General features: G+C 63.2%; 23 protein-coding genes. 12 read left to right on the forward strand and 11 right to left on the reverse strand.

Going from position 1 to position 24,046, the window contains the following annotated elements; genetic code table 11:
- Nucleotides 1–2 precede the first annotated feature (2 nt).
- Nucleotides 3–1,163 (reverse strand): acyl-CoA dehydrogenase family protein, encoded by a 1,161-nt coding sequence (locus ACQCSV_RS15725; RefSeq protein ID WP_426939574.1) that lies wholly within the window; start codon nucleotides 1,161–1,163, stop codon nucleotides 3–5.
- A 145-nt stretch (nucleotides 1,164–1,308) separates the two neighbouring features.
- Complete coding sequence (locus ACQCSV_RS15730) at nucleotides 1,309–2,220, reverse strand: LysR substrate-binding domain-containing protein (protein ID WP_426938750.1); 912 nt, start codon at nucleotides 2,218–2,220, stop codon at nucleotides 1,309–1,311.
- A 175-nt stretch (nucleotides 2,221–2,395) separates the two neighbouring features.
- On the opposite strand from ACQCSV_RS15730, the gene ACQCSV_RS15735 reads away from it, so the two are divergent.
- The 7 genes from ACQCSV_RS15735 to ACQCSV_RS15765 all read left to right on the forward strand — a co-directional run bounded on the left by ACQCSV_RS15735 (nucleotide 2,396) and on the right by ACQCSV_RS15765 (nucleotide 9,251).
- The gene (locus tag ACQCSV_RS15735; protein WP_426938751.1) at nucleotides 2,396–3,649 is read left to right on the forward strand and encodes a CaiB/BaiF CoA transferase family protein; all 1,254 of its coding nucleotides are present in this window, start codon (nucleotides 2,396–2,398) and stop codon (nucleotides 3,647–3,649) included.
- On the forward strand, nucleotides 3,642–4,082 hold the full coding sequence (locus ACQCSV_RS15740) for an acyl-CoA thioesterase (protein ID WP_426938752.1): 441 nt from the start codon (nucleotides 3,642–3,644) through the stop codon (nucleotides 4,080–4,082). Before ACQCSV_RS15735 ends, ACQCSV_RS15740 begins: the two co-directional genes overlap by 8 nt.
- 41 nt (nucleotides 4,083–4,123) lie before the next feature.
- Nucleotides 4,124–5,278: an acyl-CoA dehydrogenase family protein gene (locus ACQCSV_RS15745; protein ID WP_426939575.1), complete on the forward strand. Its 1,155-nt coding sequence runs from the start codon at nucleotides 4,124–4,126 to the stop codon at nucleotides 5,276–5,278.
- A gap of 32 nt (nucleotides 5,279–5,310) precedes the next feature.
- Nucleotides 5,311–6,087 carry a 3-oxoacyl-ACP reductase FabG gene (gene fabG / locus ACQCSV_RS15750; protein WP_426938753.1) on the forward strand — a complete coding sequence of 259 codons (777 nt, stop codon included), beginning with the start codon at nucleotides 5,311–5,313 and terminating at the stop codon, nucleotides 6,085–6,087.
- Nucleotides 6,087–7,286 carry a thiolase family protein gene (locus ACQCSV_RS15755; protein WP_426938754.1) on the forward strand — a complete coding sequence of 400 codons (1,200 nt, stop codon included), beginning with the start codon at nucleotides 6,087–6,089 and terminating at the stop codon, nucleotides 7,284–7,286. Before fabG ends, ACQCSV_RS15755 begins: the two co-directional genes overlap by 1 nt.
- 1 nt (nucleotide 7,287) lies before the next feature.
- Nucleotides 7,288–7,740: a MaoC family dehydratase gene (locus ACQCSV_RS15760; RefSeq protein WP_426938755.1), complete on the forward strand. Its 453-nt coding sequence runs from the start codon at nucleotides 7,288–7,290 to the stop codon at nucleotides 7,738–7,740.
- A gap of 134 nt (nucleotides 7,741–7,874) precedes the next feature.
- Nucleotides 7,875–9,251: an MFS transporter gene (locus ACQCSV_RS15765; RefSeq protein WP_426938756.1), complete on the forward strand. Its 1,377-nt coding sequence runs from the start codon at nucleotides 7,875–7,877 to the stop codon at nucleotides 9,249–9,251.
- 66 nt (nucleotides 9,252–9,317) lie between these two features.
- On the opposite strand, the gene ACQCSV_RS15770 is transcribed toward ACQCSV_RS15765, so the two are convergent.
- From ACQCSV_RS15770 to ACQCSV_RS15790, 5 genes are all read right to left on the reverse strand, one after another.
- Nucleotides 9,318–10,784: an FAD-dependent oxidoreductase gene (locus tag ACQCSV_RS15770; protein ID WP_426938757.1), complete on the reverse strand. Its 1,467-nt coding sequence runs from the start codon at nucleotides 10,782–10,784 to the stop codon at nucleotides 9,318–9,320.
- Nucleotides 10,785–10,839: 55 nt separating this feature from the next.
- Nucleotides 10,840–12,108 (reverse strand): uroporphyrinogen-III C-methyltransferase, encoded by a 1,269-nt coding sequence (gene cobA / locus ACQCSV_RS15775; protein WP_426938758.1) that lies wholly within the window; start codon nucleotides 12,106–12,108, stop codon nucleotides 10,840–10,842.
- An 81-nt stretch (nucleotides 12,109–12,189) separates the two neighbouring features.
- Entirely contained in the window at nucleotides 12,190–12,507 is a 318-nt protein-coding gene (locus ACQCSV_RS15780) for a putative quinol monooxygenase (protein ID WP_426938759.1), read from the reverse strand.
- A gap of 135 nt (nucleotides 12,508–12,642) precedes the next feature.
- Entirely contained in the window at nucleotides 12,643–13,587 is a 945-nt protein-coding gene (locus ACQCSV_RS15785; protein ID WP_426938760.1) for a PLP-dependent cysteine synthase family protein, read from the reverse strand.
- Between the two features lie 111 nt (nucleotides 13,588–13,698).
- Nucleotides 13,699–14,313: a TetR/AcrR family transcriptional regulator gene (locus tag ACQCSV_RS15790; protein ID WP_426938761.1), complete on the reverse strand. Its 615-nt coding sequence runs from the start codon at nucleotides 14,311–14,313 to the stop codon at nucleotides 13,699–13,701.
- Nucleotides 14,314–14,388: 75 nt separating this feature from the next.
- Here ACQCSV_RS15790 and ACQCSV_RS15795 point away from each other — a divergent pair, with 75 nt between their 5' ends.
- A complete protein-coding gene (locus tag ACQCSV_RS15795) occupies nucleotides 14,389–14,883 on the forward strand; it encodes a cupin domain-containing protein (RefSeq protein WP_354153217.1) in 495 nt (164 codons plus the stop codon).
- Between the two features lie 12 nt (nucleotides 14,884–14,895).
- On the opposite strand, the gene ACQCSV_RS15800 is transcribed toward ACQCSV_RS15795, so the two are convergent.
- The 4 genes from ACQCSV_RS15800 to ACQCSV_RS15815 form a co-directional block, all read right to left on the reverse strand.
- Nucleotides 14,896–15,345 (reverse strand): SRPBCC family protein, encoded by a 450-nt coding sequence (locus ACQCSV_RS15800; protein WP_426938762.1) that lies wholly within the window; start codon nucleotides 15,343–15,345, stop codon nucleotides 14,896–14,898.
- Between the two features lie 130 nt (nucleotides 15,346–15,475).
- Nucleotides 15,476–16,444, reverse strand: a complete 969-nt coding sequence (locus ACQCSV_RS15805; RefSeq protein WP_354158018.1) for an ABC transporter permease — start codon at nucleotides 16,442–16,444, stop codon at nucleotides 15,476–15,478.
- Nucleotides 16,434–17,159 (reverse strand): ABC transporter ATP-binding protein, encoded by a 726-nt coding sequence (locus tag ACQCSV_RS15810; protein WP_354153214.1) that lies wholly within the window; start codon nucleotides 17,157–17,159, stop codon nucleotides 16,434–16,436. The genes ACQCSV_RS15805 and ACQCSV_RS15810 overlap by 11 nt, the downstream gene beginning before the upstream one ends.
- A 36-nt stretch (nucleotides 17,160–17,195) precedes the next feature.
- On the reverse strand, nucleotides 17,196–18,332 hold the full coding sequence (locus tag ACQCSV_RS15815) for an ABC transporter substrate-binding protein (protein ID WP_354153765.1): 1,137 nt from the start codon (nucleotides 18,330–18,332) through the stop codon (nucleotides 17,196–17,198).
- A gap of 505 nt (nucleotides 18,333–18,837) precedes the next feature.
- Here ACQCSV_RS15815 and ACQCSV_RS15820 point away from each other — a divergent pair.
- From ACQCSV_RS15820 to ACQCSV_RS15835, 4 genes are all read left to right on the forward strand, one after another.
- Nucleotides 18,838–19,980 carry a DUF1611 domain-containing protein gene (locus ACQCSV_RS15820; protein ID WP_426938763.1) on the forward strand — a complete coding sequence of 381 codons (1,143 nt, stop codon included), beginning with the start codon at nucleotides 18,838–18,840 and terminating at the stop codon, nucleotides 19,978–19,980.
- A gap of 5 nt (nucleotides 19,981–19,985) precedes the next feature.
- Nucleotides 19,986–21,767, forward strand: coding sequence for an ABC transporter ATP-binding protein (locus ACQCSV_RS15825; RefSeq protein ID WP_354153212.1), 1,782 nt, complete (start codon nucleotides 19,986–19,988; stop codon nucleotides 21,765–21,767).
- Between the two features lie 4 nt (nucleotides 21,768–21,771).
- On the forward strand, nucleotides 21,772–22,890 hold the full coding sequence (locus tag ACQCSV_RS15830) for a CapA family protein (RefSeq protein ID WP_354153211.1): 1,119 nt from the start codon (nucleotides 21,772–21,774) through the stop codon (nucleotides 22,888–22,890).
- A gap of 68 nt (nucleotides 22,891–22,958) precedes the next feature.
- Entirely contained in the window at nucleotides 22,959–23,885 is a 927-nt protein-coding gene (locus ACQCSV_RS15835; protein WP_354222775.1) for a hypothetical protein, read from the forward strand.
- The last annotated feature ends 161 nt before the right edge of the window (nucleotides 23,886–24,046 follow it).

A 24,046-nucleotide genomic window follows, 5' to 3' on the forward strand; every position in this document is an offset into this window, starting at 1 on the left:
TTCTAGCGGAACGCTGACACACCCGTGATGTGGTTTCCAAGGATCAGGGTGTGCACTTCGTCTGTTCCCTCGTAGGTGCGGACGGATTCGAGATTATTGGCATGCCGCAGCGGTGAATAGTCCAGGGTGATGCCATTGCCGCCAAGAATGGTCCGGGCCTCCCGGCAGATGGCAATGGCTTCGCGGACGTTGTTCAACTTCCCCACGGAGACCTGGACCGGTTCCAGTGCGCCCGCATCCTTCAGCCGGCCGGTGTGAATGGCCAGCAGCGTGCCCTTCTGGATTTCCAACAGCATGTTCACCAGCTTCTCCTGCGTAAGTTGGTAGCCGGCCAGCGGTTTGCCGAACTGCATTCGCTCCTTCGAGTAGCCCAATGCGACTTCGTAGGCATCGCGGGCAGCACCCATGGCGCCCCAGATTATTCCGTAGCGCGCCTCGTTGAGGCAGGAAAAAGGCCCCCTGAGTCCATTGGCTCCCGGCAGTATTGCCGTTCCCGGCAACCGGACGTCCTCGAGGGTGATGTCGCATTGGATCGAGGCCCGCATGGAGAGCTTCGATCCGATGGCGGTGACGGTAAACCCGGGAGTGTCCGTGGGTACGATGAACCCGCGGATCCCGTCTTCGGTATTAGCCCAGATGACAGCAATCTGAGCCACGGACGCGAGGCCAATCCAGCGCTTTGCACCATTGATGATCCATCCGCCGTGACCGTCCGGCCTGGCCACGGTAGCCATGCTGGAAGGATCCGAACCCGCAGTGGGTTCGGTAAGTCCGAAGCAGCCGATCAGTTCACCGCGCGCCATCGGCGGCAGGTTCTCGTTCTTCTGTTCCTCGGATCCCCACTTGTGGATGGCGGTCATGGCCAGGGAGCCCTGGACGCTGACGAAGGTTCGCAGACCGGAATCGCCAGCTTCCAGCTCCATCGCGGCGAGGCCGTATTCGACGGCGGTCCGGCCGGGACAGCCGTACCCTTTCAGATGCATGCCCAGGACGCCGAGCTCTCCCAGCTCAGGTACAAGGTCCAGCGGAAAATGGGCGTCTTCGTACCAGGCGTTGATGTTGGGTCTGATGCGCTCTGCCACAAAACCGCGGACTTTGCGGCGGAGTGCCAGCTCGTCAGTGGTCAGCAAGCTGTCCAGGTTGAGGACGTCGTCGTTCAGCATCGCGGTCGCAGCTGTGGTCACAGAATTCTCCTGGGATGGGGGCGGCCACCCGGTCGACTCCGGGTAGCCAGCGAGTGCTCACTACTGTGCCAGTCGAATTACGGCAGATCCAATACTTAATGGGACATCAACCGATACCGCGAAGTCATGAATCGGGTGAAGACCCAGGTGTCGGCAGCACTTCTTCTGACAGCCTGAGCACTTCGCGCAGCGCGGGGCTGTTGTTGTCTTTTCGCCAGATCAGCCTCAGCTGAATGGGTTCTACGGGGTCGTCGAGCGGCAGAAACACCACCCCTGGGTACTGGAAATTAGCCGGAACCGAGGAAACCGTCAGCGCCACTCCGATTTCTGCGGCCACAAGTGCCATCAGCGTCTGGGAATCCGGGGCCATCTGCACTATTGCCGGAGCGTAACCGGCGCCGTTGGCCAAACGGTGCAGAAAGTCGTGCAGGATGGCTCCCGGATACTGGGGCAGCGTGACAAAAGGCTGTCCCTCCAGGTCAGACATCAGCAGCGATGGACGCTGGCTCAGCGGGTGGCCCTCATGCAGGGCGATGACCAGCCGTTCATTGGCCACTATGCGTGATCCGAGGGCTGCCGGAATGAAGTTCCACCGGCCGAGCCCAACTTCCATGGCGCCGCTGATCACCTTGTCCATGGCCGGCAAAGCGAAATTTGAACTGTAGAGCTGAAACTCGATTCCGGGATGCGTCTCCCGGACGAGCTTGGCGAGTTTGCCAACCAAAACGTGCGATGAAACTCCTGCGAACGCCACCCGCACGCGTCCTGTTTCCCCCTTACCCACGGAAGCCACTGCCAGGGCGGACCTGCGGCAGGCATCCAGGACGTCCCGGGCAGGTGCCAGCAGCGCCTCGCCTGCTGCCGTCAAGTGGACGGTCCGGGTGCTGCGGACAAAAAGCGGAGCCTTGAGCTCGTGCTCCAGCCGCTGGATTGCGCGACTCAGGGGTGGCTGGGCCATGTGCAGTTTCGCTGCGGCTCTGCCAAAGTGCAGCTCTTCGGCGACGGCCAGGAAGGCCCTGATCTGGTGTAATTCCACTGTCTGGCTAGCTCCGGGCCCGGCAAACGACATTGTTCATGTGCCCAACATACCGAACAGTCCGGCCGTCGACGCTAATGACTCCTGGGTATCAATCCGACACCGAATATGTATTGGACGCAGATCAATAGTCCTGCGACGGTAGGTGACGTAGACCACACGCCGAAGGAGACAGATGAAACAGCCGAGCACCGACCCAACGAGCCGCGAAGGCGCGGGCCTTGGCGGCCCGCGAAGCAGACGGGGAGTTGATGAGGTTTTCGGCCGCTCAGGTTCCGGTCCGCTTAGCGGGATCGTCATCGCGGATTTCAGCCGCGTGCTGGCAGGCCCATACGCCACCATGCTCCTGGCAGACATGGGGGCCACCGTGATCAAAGTCGAGGGGCCGGACGGTGATGACACGCGCACCTACATGCCACCGGTACGCGATGGTGAAGCCACCTTCTTCCTGTCCGTAAACCGCAACAAGCACTCCATCGCCCTTGACCTGAAGGATCCAAAAGACCTTGAGATTGCACGGGATCTGGTGAGGGCCTCGGATGTGATGATTGAAAACTTCAAGCCCGGCAATATGGAACGACTTGGGCTGGACTATGACACGGCGGCGCAGCTGAACCCGGAGATCATCTACACCTCGATTACCGGCTTCGGTACTGGTGCCGGAGCCCACATCCCCGGCTATGACCTGTTGGTTCAGGCAGCCTCGGGCATGATGAGTCTCACCGGGGATCAGGACACTCAACCGTTTCGTGCGGGAGTGGCTCTCTTCGACGTCATCACGGGCCTGCACGCGGCTATCGGGATTTTGGGCGCCCTCCACCACAAGGACCAGACAGGCGAAGGCCAACTGGTGGAACTGAACCTCCTGAACTCCGCCCTTTCCGGCATGGTGAACCAGTCCGCGGCCTACGTCACTGGCGGCGTGGTGCCAACCCGGATGGGAAATGAACACCCCAGCATGTACCCGTACGCATCTATGCAGACTGGCGACGGCATGATCATCATTGCCACCGGCAATGACGCCCAGTTCGCGAGACTCTGTGCAGCGTTGGCAATGCCGGAAGTGGCCAGGGACCCGAAGTTCTCCAAGACGCTGCAGCGCAATGCCAACCGGGACGAGCTCCGCAACATGCTCCACAGTCGGCTGGCCAGCCAGTCTGCCGATCAGTGGTTCAGGCAGCTCTCCGAGGCAGGTCTGCCGTGTGCCCCCATTCAGGATGTCCGCGGGGGCATCGAATTTGCAGAGCGGCTCGGCCTGGAGCCAGTGGTTTTGGCGGGCACGGGATCGCGCAAGATTCCAACGGTCCGGCATCCAGTGGCGTACAGCCGCACACCCGTTGACTATGAGCTGGCGCCGCCGGAGCTGAACAACAGTTCGGAACTGGTCCGCGGCTGGCTCCAGTCGCAGAAGGCCCTGGCCAATGCCTGAACCGTTCCGAACGACGGTCTCCCCGCGCTGGTCCGACCAGGATCCCAACGGCCATGTTAACCATGCCGCGGTTGTCACACTTCTGGAGGAATCGAGGATCCGCTGGCGATCGGGCATGCCGGGGCATCCGTGGCCGGCGGGCGCTCCCACAGTGGTGGCAGCGCTCGAGCTGAACTACCGCAGGCCCGTAACCCATGGCGAGGACCTGACCGTGGACCTTTGGGTTACCAGGATCGGTTCGTCTTCATTCACCCTCAACTGCGAAGCCAGGCAAAACGGCCTGCTTGCTGTCGACGGACGTACGGTACTCGTTTCGGTCACGCCGGAAGCCGGTGCTCCGCGGCCGCTTGAGGAACCAGAACGGCGTTGGCTTGAAGACTTTCAAACGGAAGCGCACCAACATTCCACCCGCAATCCAATGGAGCAGATGTGATCACACCCGACCAAGCCGAAAGCGGCACGGATTTCTACCTGATGGACGAGTTCCTCACCGCCGAAGAGCGCGAACTGAGGGGCAGGGTCCGGAATTTCGTGGACAAGGATCTGTTGCCTGTCATCAATGGCTACTGGGAACGGGCAGAGTTTCCGTTCGAACTCATTCCCAAATTGGCGGCGCTCGGAATCATCGGGTCCACCATCCAAGGCTTCGGCTGCCCAGGGCTGAGCCGGCTCGCCGCCGGTATGGTGGCCACCGAAATTTCACGCGGCGACGGGTCAGTTAACACCTTTCTTGGAGTCCAGTCCGGTCTGGCCATGGGCACCATCAACATGCTGGGCAGCCAGGAACAGAAGGATCGCTGGCTCCCCGAAATGGCTGCATTGGGAAAGATCGGCGCGTTCGCGCTGACTGAACCGGACCACGGGTCAGATTCGGTAGCCCTGGAAACGACCGCCCGGCGGGACGGCGACAGCTACATCATCTCCGGGCGCAAACGCTGGATCGGCAACGCCAGCATGGCCGACGTCGTGATTATTTTTGCCCGGGATGAGGCCGACTCAAAGGTCAAGGCCTTTGTGATGGAAAGGAACGACGACGGCACGTACCCTGCGGGGTACAGCACCGAGGTGATCACCGGCAAGATCGGCAAGCGCGCCATCCTGCAGCCGGACATCACACTGGACAACATCAGGGTGCCCGCACGGAACCGGCTCACTGAGTGCCACTCCTTCAAGGACGTGACACGGGTGCTGACGTCCACCCGCAGCGGGGCCTCCTGGGAATCGCTCGGTCACGCCATTGCGGTGTACGAAGCGGCCGTGGCGTATTCAAAATCCCGCCAGCAGTTCGGCAAGCCGATTGCCAGTTTCCAGCTCGTGCAGAACAAGCTGGCCAACATGCTGGCTGAACTCACCGCCATGCAGCTGATCTGCTTTAGGTTGGCGGCGCTGGCCGAGGACGGCCGCATGACCGGCCCGATGGCCTCGCTTGCCAAGATGCACACTGCCCAGAAAGCACGCTGGATCTGCTCCGAAGCACGGGACATGCTCGGCGGAAACGGCGTGCTGCTGGAAAACCACGTGGCACGGCATATGACGGATATGGAAGTGGTCTCCACCTACGAGGGAACGGATTCCATCCAGTCCCTCCTGGTGGGCCGTGAAATCACCGGAATCTCAGCTTTCAGCTAGACCCGGTCCAAACGCAACCGAAGGAAAAAGCCATGAACAGATTCAAGAACAGGGTGGCAATTGTCACCGGCGGCGCGCAGGGAATCGGCGCCGCCACGGCACTGAGGCTCGCCACCGAGGGCGCAACCGTAGTGGTACTGGACCTCAACGCGGAGGGTGCCAAGGCAACTGCGCAACAGATTTCGGCCCACCAGGACGTGTCGACAGCGGGCGGCCAGGCCGTTGCCGCCGTCTGCGACGTAACGGATGAAGCCGCCGTCGATCGGGTCTTCGAAGAAATCCACAGCGAGTTCGGCCGTCTGGACATCCTGGTGAACAATGCCGGCATCACCCGGGACAATCTCTTCTTCAAGATGAACCTCAGTGAATGGGAGGCGGTGGTCACCACGAACCTGACCAGCGCCTACCTGTGCTCCCGGGCCGCGCAGCGTTACATGGTGGAAGCGAAGTACGGCAAGATCGTCTCCCTGAGCAGCCGCAGCGCCTTGGGAAACCGCGGCCAGGCAAACTATGCCGCCGCCAAGGCCGGCATCCAGGGCCTGACGTCCACCCTTGCCATTGAGCTGGGCCCGTTCAATATCAATGTCAACGCGGTGGCCCCCGGCTACATTGACACGTCAATGACGGCGGCAACAGCGGAGCGAGTTGGAAGCAGCCCGGCCCAGCACCAGGAAGCAGTGGCCGCCCGGACCCCGCTGGGACGCGTCGGCCAGCCCGAGGAGATAGCGGCCGCTGTCGCCTTCTTTGCCAGCGCCGACTCCTCTTACGTTTCGGGCCAGACCCTGTATATCAATGGCGGTGCCCGCTGATGACGGAAGCGTTTCTTGTCGGCGGGGCCCGCACCCCTGTCGGCCGCTACGGAGGCGTTCTCTCCGGAGTCCGGCCTGACGATCTTGCCGCCCTTGTGCTTCGGGCGGCCGTCGCCAGGGCCGGATTGGATGCATCGTGCGTCGACGAAGTCATCCTCGGTTGTGTGAATCAGGCGGGAGAGGACAACAGGAACGTCGCGCGGATGGCCGTGCTGCTGGCCGGATTCCCGGACACTGTCCCCGCCGTGACCGTCAATCGTCTCTGCGCCTCCGGACTGACCGCCATCAGCATGGCCGCCCAGTCTGTGCGCAACGGTGACGCAGACATCGTGGTGGCCGGCGGTGTGGAATCCATGACCCGGGCACCCTGGGTGCTGGCCAAACCAGAGAAGCCGTTCGCCAAACCCGGTGAACTCGCAGATACTTCCATCGGTGCACGATTTGTCAATCCCCGGATGAAGGAGCGGCCCAACGCCACCATGACCATGCCGGAAACAGCTGAGGAAGTCGCGGAACGGGAGTGCGTCTCCCGGGCGGACGCGGACGCCTTTGCGTTGCGCTCGCATGGCCGGGCGCTCGCCGCGATCGACGCCGGCCGGTTCCGGGATGAGATTGTGCCCGTACCCGTGCCTGGCCACCGAGGTGGGCCGTCGCTGGTTGATACGGATGAGGGGCCGCGGCGCGGTTCCGGCCTGGATGCCCTCTCCGCGCTGCGGCCGATTGTGAAGCCTGGCGGCATTGTGACGGCCGGGAATTCGAGTTCCCTCAACGATGGCGCCTCGGCCATTGTGGTGGCCAGCGGCGAGGCTGTTGCGCGCTGGGGGCTGACGCCGCGGGCAAGGATAGTCACCAGCCAGGTGGCCGGCGTTGCCCCGGAAGTGATGGGCATCGGGCCGGTACCGGCAACGCAGAAGGCACTGGCGAAGGCGGGGTGGACGCTTGACGGTATTGGCGCCGTCGAACTTAACGAGGCTTTTGCCTCCCAGTCGCTGGCATGCATGCGTCTGCTGGGACTGGATGCAGGAACGGTAAATAACGACGGCGGCGCGATCGCTTTGGGGCATCCGCTGGGTTCCTCCGGATCACGGATCGTGGTCACGCTGCTGGGCCGGATGGAACGTGAAGGCGCCTCCCGGGGACTGGCCACGATGTGCGTGGGCCTTGGCCAGGGCGTGGCCATGCTGCTGGAAAGGGTATGAGATGAGGATTTTCGAGAACGCCGCGGAGCTCGAGGATGCGGCGGGCCAGGAGCTCGGGGTGAGCGGCTGGCACCAGCTGCAACAGGAACAGATCCAGGCGTTTGCGGACGCCACACTGGATCATCAGTGGATCCACGTTGATGCGGAGCGCGCAGCCAGCGGGCCCTTCGGTGCGACGGTGGCACATGGCTACCTCAGCCTGTCCATGCTTCCGTATCTTGCGGCGCAGGTGTACAGCGTCCAAGGCGCGGCGATGGTGATCAATTACGGGCTGAACAAGGTCAGGTTCCCGGCTCCGGCCACGGTTAATTCGCGCATCCGGGACCGGCTCACGTTAAAATCCGTGACCGAGACGGCACACGGGCGGCAGCTGGTCTTCCTGCATGAGATCGACCTTGAAGGCTCGGCCAAACCCGCCTGCATCGCGGAGACCGTTGCCCTGCTGAGGCGCTGACCCGGCGGCAGGACCGCAAGACAGCAAAACACTACTACTGCCCGCGAGGTGGAATTTCCTCTCGCCCGGGCAACATCCGAACAATGACGTTACGGCAGAGCCTGCTAACGGGCTCGTCGCTAAGGAGATCCTCAGTGGCTACAGAACACCTGCAGTTAAGGGATGCGGCCTCAACTCCGCAGACCACCATCCAAGAACCGAACGTGTCTCCGGCTGAACTTCGCCGCACATCCATCTCCTCGTGGCTTGGCTCGGCGCTGGAGTACATGGATTTCACGCTTTACACGCTGGCGGCCGCCGTGGTTTTCGGCCCGCTGTTCTTTCCGAACGCGGACCCGGCCATGGCGTTGCTGGCCAGTTTTGCAGCCTACGGTTCGGGCTTCCTGGTCCGGCCCCTGGGTGGCATTTACTTTGGCTACCTGGGCGACAGGTACGGCCGGAAGTTCGTCCTGATCATTACGCTGGCCATGATGGGGGTGGCCACCCTGGGCATGGGCCTGTTGCCAACGTACGCCCAGATCGGCGTCGGTGCGCCGATCATGCTGGTGTTGCTCCGCTTGATCCAGGGGTTCGGCGCGGGCGCGGAGCTCTCCGGCGCTTCGCTGCTGTTGGTGGAGTCCGCGCCCAATAGTCGCCGCGGCTTTTACGGTGCCGTGGTGGCCATGGGGACTGCCACTGGGGTCCTGCTGGCCAGCTCCATGTGGCTCTTGCTTTCACAACTGCCCAAAGACCAGTTCCTGAGCTGGGGCTGGCGCATTCCGTTCCTGCTGAGCATCGTCACTACCCTGATGGCCCTGTATCTGCGGCGCTCCATCAGCGAATCCCCGGTCTTCGAGAAAATCAAAGAACGCAGGGCGGCGCTGCGTGCGGAAGAAAAGCAGCAGAGCGTGTGGCGGGATGTGGCGGCTGCCCGGAAACCGTTCCTCGTGTCTTTGGGCATCAAGCTGGGTGAGAACGGTTCGGTTTACTTGGTGAAGGGCTTCCTGATTGGCTGGACCGTTTCTGTGGTCAAGATGGACGCCAACGTCGTCACCACGGGCGTCATGCTTGGTTCGATCATGGGCATCGCCACAGTCCTTTTGACAGGCAAGCTTACGGACAGGTTCGGCCGCAGAAAAGTATGGTTGTGGCTTTCAGCGTTCCAGTTTGCGTTCACCATTCCGGCCATGCTCCTCATTGAAACCCGGAACCCCATAATGGTGGCAATGGTGTTCGTGATCTACATTGGCGGCCCCATTCCCAATATGTACGGCGTTGAGTCCACGTGGCTGGTGGAAATGTTTGGTTCCAAGCGCAGGTTCTCATTTATGACCACAGTCAAGGAAGTGGGATCGGTGCTCTCCGGCGGGCTTGGCCCCATCATTGCCGCCGCTATGGTGGCTGCCACCGGCCCGGGCTGGATTCCGGTAGCTGCCATCCTTATGAGCTACGCTGCAATCGGCTGGATATCCGGGTACTTTGCGCCGGAAACCAGGGGGCGAGACCTCAACTCGGAAGCGGACGCCTGCTGAGGTCTCACCGGTGAAACGAAGCAGCGCGGGGCCGGTGTGGCCCCGCGCTGCTTGCATGTTCAGAAACTAGACGTTCGCGGCTACGCCGTCGCGGGAGATGGCTACCATGTCCTCACGCGGCACCACCTTGATGCGCTCTCGCTTGACCTCAACGCCGTGGGATCCGCCGGCCTCCGTGGCTGCGGCACCAAGCGCGAGCTCGTGCGCGTCCAGCGCCAGCCAGCCTTCCCAGCTGGTGAACTTCACGCCGCGGGCGTCGAGGAGTTCGACGACGGCGTCAGCGTCGGGAACATCGGCGACCGGAAGGTTTTCGCGGTCTTCCAGCAGGTACGTCACGGTCTCGAGGGCGTCGCCCTTGGTGTGGCCGATGAGGCCTACCGGTCCGCGCTTGATCCAACCGGTGGCGTAGATGCCCGGCACGTGGGTGCCGGCGGCATCCAGGACGCGGCCGCCGTCGTTCGGTACCACGCCCTTCTTGTGGTCGAACTCGATCTCCGGCAGCGCCGAACCGAAGTAGCCGATCGAGCGGTAGACGGCCTGGACCGGGTAGTCCACGAACTCGCCGGTGCCGCGGGCGTTGCCCGTGCCGTCCAGCTCGGTGCGCTCGAACTTCATGCCGGCAACCTTGCCCGGCGTCGCGGCGTCGTCGTAGATCTCCACCGGGCTGTGCAGGAAGTGCAGGTGCAGGCGGCGGGAGGCGGTGAGCTCGGAGAGGTCCTCGGGCTGCTCGGCGATCCAGTTGGTGAGCGTGCCCACCATGGTCTTGGTCTGGTTGTTGCTCTGGATCTGGCGGTCCGATTCCTCGTCGAACTCGAAATCCTCGGCGTAGAGGATGATGTCCACGTCCTTGGAGTGGGAGAGTTCGCGCAGTTCCAGCGGGGTGAACTTCACCTGGGCCGGGCCGCGGCGGCCGAATACGTGCACATCCGTGACGGGCGAGTTCTTCAGGCCTGCGTAGACGTTGTCCGGGATTTCGGAGACGAGCAGGTCGTCGGCGTGCTTGGACAGCATCCGGGCCACGTCCAGGGCCACGTTGCCGTTGCCGATCACCGCGACCTCCGTGGCGTCCAGCGGCCATTCGCGGGAAACGTCGGGGTGGCCGTCGTACCAGGAGACAAAGTCTGCGCCGCCGTAGGAGCCATCCAGCTCGATGCCCGGGATGTTCAGGTCCGCGTCCTTGATGGCGCCGGTGGCGAAGATGACGGCGTCGTAGTGCGTGCGGAGATCCTCGATGGAAATGTCCGTGCCATAGTCCACGTTGCCGAAGAAGCGGATGTCGCCGCGGTCCAGGACCTTGTGCAGGGCGTTGACGATGCCCTTGATGCGCGGGTGGTCCGGGGCAACGCCGTAGCGGATCAGGCCGTAGGGTGCCGGGTAGCGGTCAAAGAGGTCGATGCTCACGGTCAGCTCGCCGCTCTTGACGGCTTCGCTCTTGGTGAGGATGTCCGCGGCGTAAACGCCCGCCGGGCCGGAGCCCACGACGGCAACGCGCAGCGGACGCTCGGCTGATCCTACGGAGGTGCTTGATGACACGGCTGTGTTCCTTTATCTTCTGCATGGACTTCAGGGGGTAAGAACGTGGGTGGGGCTAGATAGTGAAGGCTCTTGCGGTGGTGCGGGGGCTGTTCGGGGTGGTGGTGCTGTAGTCCGCTGTCCTGAAATGCGACGGCGCGAACGGGCTGACGCGGACAACGTCGCCGATCACAATCACGGCAGGATTTGCGACGCCGGTGGCTTCCGCCTGGTCGGCGATGGAACCGAGCGTGCCGATCGTTACGCGCTGATTCGGCAGATAGCCGTTCTCAACGATGCCAACTGGAGTGTCCTGAGGCAAGCCGGCGCTGGCCAGGGCGGCGGCGGAGTCGCGAAGTGCGGCCACGCCCATCAGCAGAACGATGGTGTGGTCCGCCCGCGCGGGGACCTCGGACAGCTCTTCATGGCCGGTGACCACGCTGAATCCCTTGGCCAGGCCGCGGTGCGTCACGGGAATGCCGGCGGCTGCGGGAACGGAGATCGCGGACGTGACGCCGGAGACCACTTCGACCTCAACGCCGTGCTGCCGGCAGTATTCGGCTTCCTCGCCGCCGCGGCCCAGAACGTACGGGTCGCCACCCTTGAGCCGGACCACTCGGTGCCCTTTCAGGGCTTCGTCCACGAGGATGCGGTTGATCTCGGCCTGCGGCACGGGGTGGTGGCCGGGAGTCTTGCCCACCTCGATGACGCGGACGTCGGGGGCCAGTTCGTTGAGCAGTTCGCGCGGGCCGAGGCGGTCTGCCACGACGACGTCGGCCTGGCCCAGGAGCCGGCGGCCGCGGACGGTGATGAGGCCCGTGTCGCCGGGCCCGCCACCCACAAGGGCCACGGAACCGCCAGACGCTCGGCGGCGGCGCAGCGGGAGATCTCCGGTCTCCAGGGCGGTGGCGACGGCGTCACGCAGGGCCATGGCGCGGCGCGGGTCTCCCCCGGCGTTCACGGCGATCTGCACGTCATCCACCACAGCGACGGCGGGCGTCCACGCGGCTGAGGCTTCGTGGTCGGAGGCGTTGACGCACCAGATGCGCTGCGCCTCGGCGTCGGCCGACACCTGGGTGTCCACAGCGGGGTCGCCGGTGGCCGTCTGGACGAACCAGACGCCGTCGACGTCGGACGGAAGGTAAGTGCGTGGCTCCCAGGCCAGGAGGCCGGCGTCGGACAGTTCGCGGAGCGCGGCGGAGACAACGGGAGCCACGACGGTGACCCGCGCACCGGCGTCGAAAAGACCCTTGGCACGGCGGGTTGCCACGGGGCCGCCGCCCACCACCAGCACGGGGCGGCCGAGCAGCCGCAGTGCCGTGGGGTAAATATCCTGAATTGCCATGGATCAACGGTAGGGCCGCGCAGTTTCACCAACAACGGCAGCGGAAACACCAGTTCACGTAAGGTAACGGGGCGTCACATTCTATTCAGTTCCGGTTCGGGCCTCCTTCACGGCTATGAGCTCGATCAGCCGGATGTTGGGATCCTTGGCCAAGAGGCTTGGGCCATGTTCGCCGAGCGCCGCCGGGATGGCACCGTTGAGGTGCTCCTGCCGCGCTTCCTCGGTCTCGAAGGTGTCGAAGATGCCGAAGGTGTTTTCGTCGACGCGAAAGGCGTACCAGGTCTTAGTGCCCGGCTCGGTGGCCACAATGTCACGGCCTCCGCTGAGGAAGTCCCAGACGTCCTGCTCCTTCCCCGGCTTGGCCTCGACCAGTGCCAGTACTCCAAAGTTAAGCGCCATTGCAGTCTCCTCAAGAACATCAGCGGAATCGGCCGCCTGCCGGCCTATTCCAGAGTCTAGGAAGCTGCCCGGACCAGAACAAGGGTGCGCTGAAACTCTGGGATTCCCCTGGCGGCGTCGCGGTGCCAGTCTTGGCTACTGCCCGTAAAGACCGGTACTGAGATAGCGAAAGCCGGAGTCGACCATGACTGTGACAACGGTTGCGTCTGGACCGAGCTGTTCGGCCACGCGGAGCGCGGCAACCACATTTCCTCCCGAGGAGGTCCCGGCGAAGATGCCTTCCTCGCGGGCGAGCCGCCGGCTCATCGCCATCGCTTCCTCGTAAGAGACCCGTTCAATCGCATCCACCTCCGCTGGCTCCCAGAGCGGGGGAATAAAGCCGATGCCGGTCCCCTCGATCCGGTGGGAGCCCGTCGGGCCCCCGGAGAGTACGGCAGACTCGGCGGGCTCGACGGCGACGACCCGCAGCCCGGGAAGGTGCGCACGAAGGGCACGCGCCGTCCCGTGGATCGAATGGGCGGTTCCGACGAACTGGACGAAAGCGTCGACGCGGCCGGACGACTGTTGCCAGATTTCTTGGCCCAACGTAAGGTAACCCGTCATGGCGTCGCGGTTGTTGAGCTGGTCGCAAGCCCAATGGCCTGGCTGCGCGCTCAGTTCACCCGCCCGGGCGATCATCGCCTTGATCAGCCGCTCTGTGATCCGTCCGTGGTCGCTCGGCACGTCCTCGACCGTTGCCCCCAGCGCCTCCATGGTCCGGCGTTTCTCGTCACTGAACGCGTCCGAAAAGACGATGTGGAGCCCGTAGTCCTTGGCTGCGCAAACCAGGGCAAGCGAGATGCCAGTTGTCCCGGCGGTGTACTCGACGACGGTATCGCCGGGGGTGATATCGCCGCGGGCTTCGGCACCTCTAATCGCAGCCACGGCCATCCGGTCCTTCATGCTCCCGGTGGGGTTCGCGAACTCAAGTTTGGCGAGCACCCTGGCCGATCCTGCCGACACCACTTTGCCCAGCTCGATCAGCGGCGTAGAGCCGATTCCCGCCAGTACGCCCTCATCTGCCCCCACCGCACGTTCCATGGCCTTCCTCGCATCGCGCAATGCCTGCCCTGATGACTCCGGATAAGTCCCAAGGTATACCCCTCAGGAACCGGGAGTCGCGGCATATTCCGGTGCAACGGGGCGGACGTGTCAGCCGCGTTCCGGGGGTCCGTCCAGCAGCGCCCGCTTCAGGAGTGCACCGGCAGTCCACCGCATAGAAGCGACCGCCTCCTCCCTGCTCAGGCCGCCGACATCAGTCAGCCAGACCAGGGATTCAATGCCTGTGGCGCTGCGGATCGCCAGGACCAACCGATGAATCTCCATCTCGGACATTTGTTGCTGAAGCGGGGCCAGGGCCTCTGCGATCCAGGCGATGGCGCGGCCCTGCCGGAGGGGCAGGCTCCGCTCCTGGCCCACAGGAAGTTCGAGCGAGAGCCGCAACATGGTGCGCTGCTGCCCTTCAGTCTCGACGATCATCCGGGTGAAGGCGACCACCACGGCGTCCAGCCGCTCGGCGACGTCGGCCGGCGGATTTTCGGGCAGCATCGACGTGGCTGCGGTTTCCGGATGGGCTGCAGCCAGCAGCTCCCGCTGCCCAGGGAAGTACCGGTAGGCGGTGCTGCGGGCCACTCCGGCCAACAGTGCGGCGTCGTCCACCGTGGGCGCGGCGCCATCCGCAACAAGCTGGCGCGCCGCAGCTACCAGCGCATCAAGGGTGCGGCGCTTCTGGCCGGTGCGGCCGACGTCTACATAGGGTCTTGACATGATCTTTATGGTACTCCAGTCTTGTTATGGGACACGAGTCCCATAAGTCTTCCGACCACTCTCGAGGCGACCACCATGACGACGAAGAATTCAACATCCGCAGTTGTCCGGCAGCCCGGCGAAGGGGCCAGGCGCTGGTTCTTCGGCGGCGGGGTGCAGACCTGGAAGGCGACCGAGGAAGACACTGCCGGGGCGTTCCTGCTCTTCGAGGACGAAATGGCCCTCGACAAAGTCACACCCCTGCACACACACCCGGATTCGGACGAAACCATGTACATCCTGGCCGGCGAGATCCTGATGAACATGGACGGCACGGAGCACCGGATCGCGGCGGGTGGCGTGGTCATCGCGCCGAGGGGAGTCCCGCACGCCTTCAAAGTCCTTCAGGAGGGGACCCGCATGCTGTGCCTGCACACCCCCGGCGGCGCCCAGGCGTTCTACTTTGGCGCGAGCGAACCGCTGGTTGATGGCGAAGGAACAGGCGTTGTGGATTTCGGCCGCATCCGTGAATCAGGGCGGTTGAACGGCGGCATCGAGATCCTGGGGCCGCCGCCGTTCCCTCAGGCTTAGCCTCGGGACCCGTTAGTCCTCAAGGCCGGCCACGAACCGGCCGCGGTCGGTGATGAGCCGCTGCAGGTAGCGGCGCAGGACCAGGTCCCCCACCAGGCGGCCCAGGATCCCAAAAGGTGCCGTGAACTCCACGCGGTCCGTCATGATGCTGCCGGTGGCCGTGGTCTCGAACTCGTGGACGTGCCGGAACCTTTTGAATGGGCCCCTGACCTGTTCGTCCGTGAAACTGTTGGGAAAGTCGAGTGCGGTGATCCGGCTTGTGATCCTCAGCGGGACGCCGAAATGCCGGGCCGCCCACGTCACTTCCTGGCCTTCACCAATCAGGCCCGAGGTGACCCCGCCAACCGCCCGTTCCCCGGCGACTTTCTGGGAATCCAGGTGCGCCTCAATGCTGCGTGCGAGATCGAACAGGCGCTCCCGCGGGAGGGCGGATGCGGTGCGGCACACGAAGCTGACAGTCATGGCGCCAGTCTGCCAGACCGACGGGACTGGCTGTCGGGCGCTGCTGGGCACTAGAAACCAACGCGAGGTCAGATCCGGCCCAATAGACGGTGGTTATCGGGCCGGATCTGACCCCGCGTTGGATGGAGGGTTAGCGGGTGCTGCCGGCGAGGAGGCCGCGGCTGCGGAGGAGGCGCTTCTCGATCGGCGCGAACACCAACAGTTCGATCAGGATGCCGACGGCCAGGATCAGGAGGATCGCTGACATCACGATGGTCATGTCGGACAGGTCGCGGCCCTGGTTCAGCATGGAGCCGAGGCCGAACCCGATGGTGCCGCCCACGGCGATGATTTCCGCGGCCATCAGCGACCGCCACGAGAACGCCCATCCCTGTTTGAGCCCGCTAAGGTAGCCGGGCAGGGCCGCAGGCAGGATGATCTGCACGGCCATCTGGAAGCGGTTGGCGCCCAGAACCGTGCCCACGCGGCGGTACTGCGGCGGGATCTGGTCCACGCCGGAGATCAGCCCGTTGATGATGGACGGGATCGCGCCCATAAAGACGACGAAGTAGACGGTGGCGTCCGTGAGGCCGAACCAGATGATGGCCGCGGGCACCCAGGCCACAGACGGCAGTACCTGGAGTCCCGAAATCAGCGGCCCGAAGGCCCTGCGCAACGGCGCGACCTGGGCTAACAGCAACCCCACCGGGGTGGCGATGGCAACGCTGATCAGGAACCCGACCAGCCCGCGCTGCAGCGAAGTCCACACCGCTTCCTGCAGTTTGGCCTCGCCCCAGAGGGTACCGAACTGGCCAAGGACATCCAGCGGACCGGGAACCTGGTCGCGGCGCTTGAGGCCAAGGGAAACGTAGAACTGCCAGATCAGGACAAGGGCCACAAGGGCCGCGACGGGCAGGAGCACACGGCCCCAGTCGATCCGGTGCTTGCGCGCGGCATCGGACTGCAGCGAATCCAGCCCGGCCTCGAGCTCGCGCAGATCCTCGTGCCCGGTGGAGGATCGCGTCAGGGCGGCGTGGACTTTGATGGTTTCCGGCTCAGTCTCAGCCTCAGCTGCGACCAGCGGGGCGCTCCCGGCGAGGGGCGTGGGGTTATTTGGCATGGCGGCGAATCTCCTCCCGCAGCCGGGCGGTGATGACCCCGGTCAGCTGTCCGGCCAGGCCGGCGTCGGTTCGGTGTTCCTCGGTGACGGCCCACTCCTGGACCACGCGGCCGGGGCGCGACGACAGCAGCAGCACGCGCTGGCCCAGCCGGACGGCCTCGCGGACATTGTGGGTCACAAAAACGATGGTGCGCCCGGTTTCCTTCCAGATGCGTTCCAGCTCGTCATGCAGGAGGTCGCGGGTGATCGCGTCCAGGGCGGCAAACGGCTCATCCATCAGCAGCAATTGCCGGTCCTGCGACAGCGCCCGGGCCAGCGCCACGCGCTGGCGCATACCGCCGGAAAGCTCATGCGGGCGCTTGTCCCCGGCCCCGCCGAGGTGCACCAGCTCGAGCAGCTCATCGGCCTTGCTCCGGCGTTCAGATTTCCCCACACGTCGCAGCTTCAGGGCCAGTTCGATGTTCTCCCGGGCGGTCAGCCAGGGGTAGAGGGCGGCGTCCTGGAACATAAAAGCTGCGCCGTCGCTGGGCACTTCAAGGGCGCCCGACGTCGGGACGTCCAGTCCCGCCATGATGTTCAGCAGCGTGGACTTGCCGCAGCCAGACGCACCGAGGAGGGCTACAAATTCGCCCGCGCCGATGGTGGCGTTGACGTCGTCGAGCACCGGGGCGCCGTCGCCGAAGCGCTTGCCCAGGTTTTCCAGTACGACTGGCATGGTCCCGTCCTTAGGTAGTGGTGCGGTAGGTGGCGGTCAGTCCCGGCCGAGGCCGGCAGCGGAGACCCGGCGGGCGGTCCCGGTGACTTCATTCAGGGCCCGGAGATCGAACAGTCCCGTGATGTCCGCCTGCTTGGTGGTGCCGGCCTGCACCCCGTTTTCCAGGAGCTTGGGGTAGGTTCCCGCGAGCGGATCCACTGTGAACACCACGTTCTTCAGGGCCCGATCAAGGACATCGGCGGGAAGCGCCGCGCCTGCCGATTCCTGCAGGGCCTCGTTGATGACGGCCGTTTTCTGTGCATCGGGCGTGTCATTCAGCCATGCCACCGACTCGACGTGGCCCTTCAACAGTGCCTTCACGGTCTCCGGATGCGCGGCGGCGAACTTCTTGTTGACGATCAGGACGGTGGTGGGAAACTCGCCGGCCTTGCCGGAAAGCGAGCCGTCCCAGAGGTCTTTTTCGTCCACCAGGACCTTGGCTCCGGCCTGGAGCACCAAACGGGAGGCCCAGGGCTCGGGCAACCACGCGCCGTCGAGCTTTCCGTCCTGGAACAGTTTCAGCGTCTGGGCGTTTTCGGTGGGGTTAATGGCCACGTCACCGCTGCCGCCCACATTGGTCTTGTAGCCCTGCGAGCCAAGCCACGCGCGGAGGGCCACATCCTGCGTCCCGCCCAGCTGCGGCGACGCCAGGGTCTTTCCCTTGAGCTCGGCCGCGGACGTGATCCCGGGACGCACAACCAGCTGCGCACCACCGGCAGCGGCACCGGCAATGATGCTCACGGACTCCCCTTCGCTCTTGACGAACGAGTTGATAGCGGGGTTCGGGCCGATGTAGGTGGCGTCGATGGCGCCGGCGTTCAGCGCTTCGATCGCGGCGGGTCCGGCGTTGAAAGTTTCGGTGCTGAGCTTGGTGTCGCCCAGGTTCCGGGCGAATATCCCCTCCTTCAGGCCTACCAGGGCGGGGGCATGGGTCAGGTTTCCAAAGTAGCCCAGCTTCAGTTCTGCGGCCGGACTGGGCGACGGGATGGCTGCCTCAGCCGCCGTATTGCGGGAAATGGTGGACGCCACCACGGCACCGGCAGCGATCAGGAGGACGAGTGCGATCGCCAACGCCGCCTCGACGGCGCGTTTGCGCTGGGGTACTGCGTTTTCGCCTGCCACGATGCGGGTCATCCCGGGCCTTGAACTGGTCATTGTTTCACCATAGGGAGAGACATAAACCCATTCAATGAAGCAGAAACGGGGGGTCACGCGGGTTCATGCAGCGTCACATGCCTAGTGGTGAGAAGAGGGCCATACTGCTGCTTGATGACAAAATAGGGGGTTTTGCCTGTGACACTGGACGCAAAGTGGCCTCGTTCGGCGCTCCGGTCTCTTATGTGGCTTCCAACACATTGATACCCCTCTGACCTGCACTAATGCGCCTACTCCAACGGAACGGCTGACTAGGGGCCTTCTGTCTCAAGTAGTGCCCTGCCTAAAACTGCGTACCAATTCCGGGAGTTCGCGTGAGCGGTGCTGACAGAAGGGGTACAACCTTCCCTTATCCCGTACCAAAGCACCGCGTACGGTGCCACATATGACGACGAACCGACGCGTATGGGTTAAGCCACTGGAAGCGGATCGAGTTACAAAGGCAAAGGTTGCTTTCACCACTAGACGAGTATTGCCAAACAGCATGAGTTCGCTGATCTCCGGGGCGGTCCGCCCAAGGTCCGGCGACTTCGTCCTTGCGCGTATCGTCCAACTGGGCCATCACCGTCACATCGAGCAGCCAAACGGACGCCGAGCCGTGCTGCACGACGACGATGAAATCATCGTCACCTACGGCGACAGGTATGCCACTGACCAATTTGAGTCACAGGTTCCCGCGACACTGGGCCAAGCCCAACTGGTGGCATCGGGTGGTATTGCCTCTGAAGTACTCAGCCGCAGTCAGGCAGTCAGGCGGGCAACGGAAATCGAGCCCATCGGTCTGGTTGGTAACGCCAAGGGCAACCCTCTGAACGTAGACGATTTCGCTCTGAAGCCAGTCAGGCCGCAGCTTCCCCGTCCCCGGACAATAGCGGTCATCGGAACGGCGATGAATTCCGGTAAGACCACCACTGTCCACTGCCTCGTCCACGGCCTGGGCAAGGCGGGTGTCCGCGTGGGCGCTGCGAAAGCAACCGGGACGGGGTCCGGAAACGATTACTGGTGCATGCTCGATGCCGGCGCCCACTTGATGCTGGACTTTACTGACGTTGGACTGGCCTCTACCTACCGTCAGCCTATGGATGTGGTGGAGGCCAAACTCGGCGAGCTGATCAATCACCTCACGGCGTCAGGAACTGATCTAAACCTCGTGGAAGTCGCCGACGGCATCTACCAAGGCGAGACGTCCCGGCTGCTGGAGTCCGAGGTTTTCCGGTCCATGATTGACGCAGTAATCTTCGCTGCGCCTGACTCGATGGGTGCGATGGCCGGCGTAAGTCATTTGCAAAAACTTGGACATAATGTCTTGGCTGTTACTGGGCTTCTTACCCGCTCACCCTTGGCGATTCGGGAAGCCGAGGCCGTGACGGGGCTGCCGGTGCTGACCCGCGAGGAGCTCACCAGTCCAGCGACGGCAGCCCCTCTGCTTGGAATCTCCGACATCCTTCACGCGGCAAGCGCGGACAAGGCCCAATCCGCGATCGAGGCTCAGCAAGTCCCCGCGACCAGCGAGGTGCTGATTGGCCCCTTCAACGCATCTCCTGACCAGCCCCGGCCGCGGCCACGGCCGGGGCTGTTCGGATTCCCGAGGCCGGCGACTTCCGCTGGCAGCCCGGACGCGTGGTAAGCGCGGTGGCTGACAAGGACAGGCTTTACCGGATCCCAGCAAGCGTCTTCGCGAAAGTCACTGCGATCGGACTGGCGCAGGTCCTTACTTTGGTGTCCTACGTCTTATTGTTACGCAGCATCGTGGACAACTTCGAACCGGTGACTGTAGGAGCTGCTGCCGACCTGCAGTGGCGCTGGACTTTGGTTCAGGCCGCAATCCTGGGCGCTGTCGCCTTGCTCCACGGTTGGCTCCGGGCTATGGCCTTCAACGTAGCCGAGACGGCAGGCTACAACGTGGTTCGGGACCTGCGGATGAAAATGTACGCGCACCTTCAGGGTATGGCACCCCGGCAATTTCAGGGCAGGGCTCGAGGAGGCCTGCTTCTTCGCTTTCTTGGTGACCTTTCGATGACCAGGATGTGGATCAGCCGCGGAGTGCTCAGCGGGATGATAGCGGTCCTAGTGCTGGTCGGCACCCTGACAGTACTGTTCTTCTTCAGTTTCTGGATGACACTTGCGATCGTTGCGGCAATATCTGCCGGGGCCGCGGCCTCGGTGGTCGCCGGACAACGAATGCGACAGGCAACACGCATCATGCGCCGGCGCCGCTCACTCGTCATGAGCAACCTCGACGAGCAGCTCAACGCCCAACCTGTGGTGCAGGTTTTCGGGCGCTCAGCGGGAGAGTACGCACGCCTCTCACACCAAAACGATGAACTCACCCGTGCGCTCATCAGGGTTGCCCGCCTGCGCGGCTACCTTCGTGGCGTCGCAACCGCTTTTGCCCTGCTGGCACTGGCAGCCGTCCTTACTGCCGGGCTGTTCGAAGTCCGGCAGGGAACCGCGAGCATCGGGACCGTTATTGCATTCGTCGTTGTCACCCGGCAACTCTCCAGTCCGGTGCGTACCCTGGGGTTGTCCCACGACTACTGGCACCGTGCTCAGGTCTCCGTCGGCAAGATCAAGGAATACCTTCGCAGTTCGAGCAGGGACATGGACGGCAACGACCACGGTCCCCTTAAGGTCCGTCACGGCGCAATCGAGTTTTCCTCAGTATCGGTAACGGGGTCCCTCCACGATATCAATCTGCATGTTAGACCGGGTGAAGTGGTTGCTGTGACCGGAGAGGGCGGGAGCGGCAAAACGTCCCTGCTCGGGTTGGTCTCCAGAACAGTCGATCCTGACCGAGGGTGCGTCATCATCGACCGCCAGGTGCTGGCGAATACAGCACTCCGGTCGGCCGCCCAGTGGATAGGGGCCATGGGTCCTGAACTGCCACTGATGCGGGGATCGCTGTGGCGGAACCTCACTTATGCCGCCCCCCACGCGTCGCAAGAGGACGTTGACAGGGTGCTGGCGGCAACCGGGCTGGACGAAGCCCTCGCAGACCTGCCCTACGGTCCGCAGACCTGGATAGCCGAAGGCGGGCTCAACCTGTCCAAGAGCCAGCGGCAACGGATAGCACTTGCCCGGGCACTGATGGGCAATCCCCCTATCCTGCTTTTGGACGAGGCAACCCTTGGCTTGGACAAGGCCGCGAAGGAAGCCTTCGCAACCACGCTAAGAAGATTCCAGGGAACAGTATTGCTGGCTACCCAGGATCCCCAAGAGCTCGCACTGGCGGACAAGATAGTGGTTCTGTCGAAGGGGACCATCGCAGAAGTGATGACCGGTGAAGAGTACCGGGACCGGGTTTGGCTGGAGACGAACCTCCCAGCGTCGTCCCCACCCTCCGTTGCCGAGGTTGAGCACGTCCGAACGGGCACAGATCCACGCATTAGCGGAACCAGCCTGAAAAGGGAGTAGCCCCATGCATCCGAAGAAACGCGACAGGCTCCTCATGGCAATGGCGCTGGCAGTGTCCCTCGCCGGTACGGGCGCGATCGTAGCCAATTACGGGGCGAAGCAGGCACCGGACGTTCAGGCCATCGTCGTGCCGGCCGGCAATCTCACTGAGGGCCGGTGGTCTGTCCAATTCCTTGGCGACACCATGCTGGGGGACGGCGAAACCCCGATGTTGGACCCGCTGGGGCATGACACGGCGCTGGCAGCGGTTGCACCGCTCATAGACGGAGACTTCGTGATAGCCAACGCTGAGGGGCCGATGACGTCCCAGACCCAGCCGCTGAACCCCGGAAAGGCATACTCGTATAAGGCCGAACCAAAAGGAGCATGGGCATTATCGAAGGCTGGCATTGATGCTATCGGCCTAGGCAATAACCATTCCATGGACATGGGACTCGCAGGACTTGAAGACACTATGAAGGTTGCCAGTAATTCCGTGATGGCCACTTTTGGTGCCGGGCGCAACCTGACCGAGGCCGAGCGGCCTTTGATGCTGCGCACCGAATTGGGGACGATAGGCGTGGTGTCACTCGGCGAAAACTTCGGCAAGGCGACAACGGCCACCGAGATTAGTCCCGGCACCGTGGCGTTCAGCCCCGGAACAGTGCAGCGCGGTTACGACCTCGCCACCGCTGCGGGGGCTGACTGGGTGATCGGCTACGTGCATTGGGGAGACAATTACACTGACACACAACCACAGCAGCGTTATTGGGCCCAGGTAATGGTTGCCGCTGGCTACGACGCGATAGTCGGTACCGGTAGCCACATCGCAGACAAGATCGAATTTATTGGGGATGTTCCGGTCGCGTACAACCTAGGTAACTTCGTATTTGGCACGCCAGGGCGCTACGATTCCTATGGAAAACAGGGCTTCGGCCTGATGCTCAGCTTGGAGTTGAGCCGGGATGCACCTACGCAAGTGGCGGTGAAATGCATTGTCACAGATAACTTCGTAACAGGATTCCAAACCCAGCCGTGTAGTGCTCCGCAGATGCTGGGTATCATGTCGGTTATCAATCCAGCCCTGCAGATCCAAGGCACTGTAGCCAGAATGCCATGCCGCTGCCTGGAGCCGCCGAGGTGACCATACCCCGTGGTCAACCAAAACGGCGTAAGTGGCTCCGTGGAGTGCTAGCGTCTGGGCTCGTCGCAGTGCTGGCAGTCCTTGCGACGAGCACCTTCCTGGCAGGAGACGACCGCCAAAAAACAAGAAAATCCAATCAGGGAGAAAACATGCCAGCCCCCGGCGGCACCGGCCCACAGACGAGCATGATCCAGCCAGGCACTAAGGGAAATTTCTCCTTTTCTTGGGACGGCCCGCTGTCCGACCAGCCCATTAAGGTCTGGTATCACGCGCCGGAGGATCCATCGTCGGCCCAAATCCTGATGGTCATGACCGGAGCCCACCGGGATGGGGAAGCCTACAGGGAGGACTGGCTGCCGATAGTGCAAGAGCGCAACACCCTGCTGCTGGTGCTCGAATTCTCAAGAGACGACTACCCAGGAGCGTCCTCCTACAACCAAGGCAACGTCCTGGACACCAACGGGAATATCAATCCGCCCGAGGCCTGGAGCTTCAACATGGTCGAAGCCCTCTTCGAAGCGGTTGTCCGCGACACAAACAGCAAGGCCAAAGACTACGCCCTCTTTGGGCACTCAGCGGGTGGCCAGTTCGTGCACCGTTTCATGGAGTTCACTGCGGAAAACCATGTCCGAATTGCCGTTGCAGCAAATGCCGGCTGGTACACGATGCCGGATCAGGATATAGATTTTCCCTACGGAGTAAAGAATTCTTCGCTTTCATCCAAGGAGTTGCGGAATGCCTTTACGCGGCGCCTCGTCATCCTGCTGGGAGCCAACGACATAGATCCGAAGGACCCGCTCCTTCAACGTGACCGAAGAACAGATGCCCAAGGAGACAACAGACTCACTCGAGGCTTGAATTTCTACCAGGCCGCACGGAACGCTGCCCAGGAAGGCGACGAATTCAATTGGGCCCTGTCGGTAATTCCAGGTGCCGCCCACAACCATAAACAGATGGCTGAAGCAGCAGCACCCCTGCTGTTATCTCCCAACTAACCGCGTGCGATCACCCCCGGACTTCGGGGACAAACTCCTCCAGCGAGCACACTCCGAGCCGGGTACTGCGGGTACCGCTTCCACAACCGCCTCTAAGGGATGCGTCCCCAAGGGACCTTTGACAGGCGCGGCTTTGCCGGCTCTTCAAGGTTCCCGGGGAA

The organism is Pseudarthrobacter sp. S3, from assembly GCF_050156905.1.
Classification (GTDB): domain Bacteria; phylum Actinomycetota; class Actinomycetes; order Actinomycetales; family Micrococcaceae; genus Arthrobacter.

Bases quoted from the DNA above. Each gene is read 5' to 3' on its own strand.
- ACQCSV_RS15725 (WP_426939574.1), bottom strand. From the start codon at position 1,163: ATGCTGAACGACGACGTCCTCAACCTGGACAGCTTGCTGACCACTGAC.
- ACQCSV_RS15735 (WP_426938751.1), top strand. From the start codon at position 2,396: ATGAAACAGCCGAGCACCGACCCAACGAGCCGCGAAGGCGCGGGCCTT.
- ACQCSV_RS15740 (WP_426938752.1), top strand. From the start codon at position 3,642: ATGCCTGAACCGTTCCGAACGACGGTCTCCCCGCGCTGGTCCGACCAG.
- ACQCSV_RS15745 (WP_426939575.1), top strand. From the start codon at position 4,124: ATGGACGAGTTCCTCACCGCCGAAGAGCGCGAACTGAGGGGCAGGGTC.
- fabG (WP_426938753.1), top strand. From the start codon at position 5,311: ATGAACAGATTCAAGAACAGGGTGGCAATTGTCACCGGCGGCGCGCAG.
- ACQCSV_RS15755 (WP_426938754.1), top strand. From the start codon at position 6,087: ATGACGGAAGCGTTTCTTGTCGGCGGGGCCCGCACCCCTGTCGGCCGC.
- ACQCSV_RS15760 (WP_426938755.1), top strand. From the start codon at position 7,288: ATGAGGATTTTCGAGAACGCCGCGGAGCTCGAGGATGCGGCGGGCCAG.
- cobA (WP_426938758.1), bottom strand. From the start codon at position 12,108: ATGGCAATTCAGGATATTTACCCCACGGCACTGCGGCTGCTCGGCCGC.
- ACQCSV_RS15780 (WP_426938759.1), bottom strand. From the start codon at position 12,507: ATGGCGCTTAACTTTGGAGTACTGGCACTGGTCGAGGCCAAGCCGGGG.
- ACQCSV_RS15785 (WP_426938760.1), bottom strand. From the start codon at position 13,587: ATGGAACGTGCGGTGGGGGCAGATGAGGGCGTACTGGCGGGAATCGGC.
- ACQCSV_RS15790 (WP_426938761.1), bottom strand. From the start codon at position 14,313: ATGTCAAGACCCTATGTAGACGTCGGCCGCACCGGCCAGAAGCGCCGC.
- ACQCSV_RS15795 (WP_354153217.1), top strand. From the start codon at position 14,389: ATGACGACGAAGAATTCAACATCCGCAGTTGTCCGGCAGCCCGGCGAA.
- ACQCSV_RS15800 (WP_426938762.1), bottom strand. From the start codon at position 15,345: ATGACTGTCAGCTTCGTGTGCCGCACCGCATCCGCCCTCCCGCGGGAG.
- ACQCSV_RS15805 (WP_354158018.1), bottom strand. From the start codon at position 16,444: ATGCCAAATAACCCCACGCCCCTCGCCGGGAGCGCCCCGCTGGTCGCA.
- ACQCSV_RS15810 (WP_354153214.1), bottom strand. From the start codon at position 17,159: ATGCCAGTCGTACTGGAAAACCTGGGCAAGCGCTTCGGCGACGGCGCC.
- ACQCSV_RS15815 (WP_354153765.1), bottom strand. From the start codon at position 18,332: ATGACCCGCATCGTGGCAGGCGAAAACGCAGTACCCCAGCGCAAACGC.
- ACQCSV_RS15820 (WP_426938763.1), top strand. From the start codon at position 18,838: ATGAGTTCGCTGATCTCCGGGGCGGTCCGCCCAAGGTCCGGCGACTTC.
- ACQCSV_RS15830 (WP_354153211.1), top strand. From the start codon at position 21,772: ATGCATCCGAAGAAACGCGACAGGCTCCTCATGGCAATGGCGCTGGCA.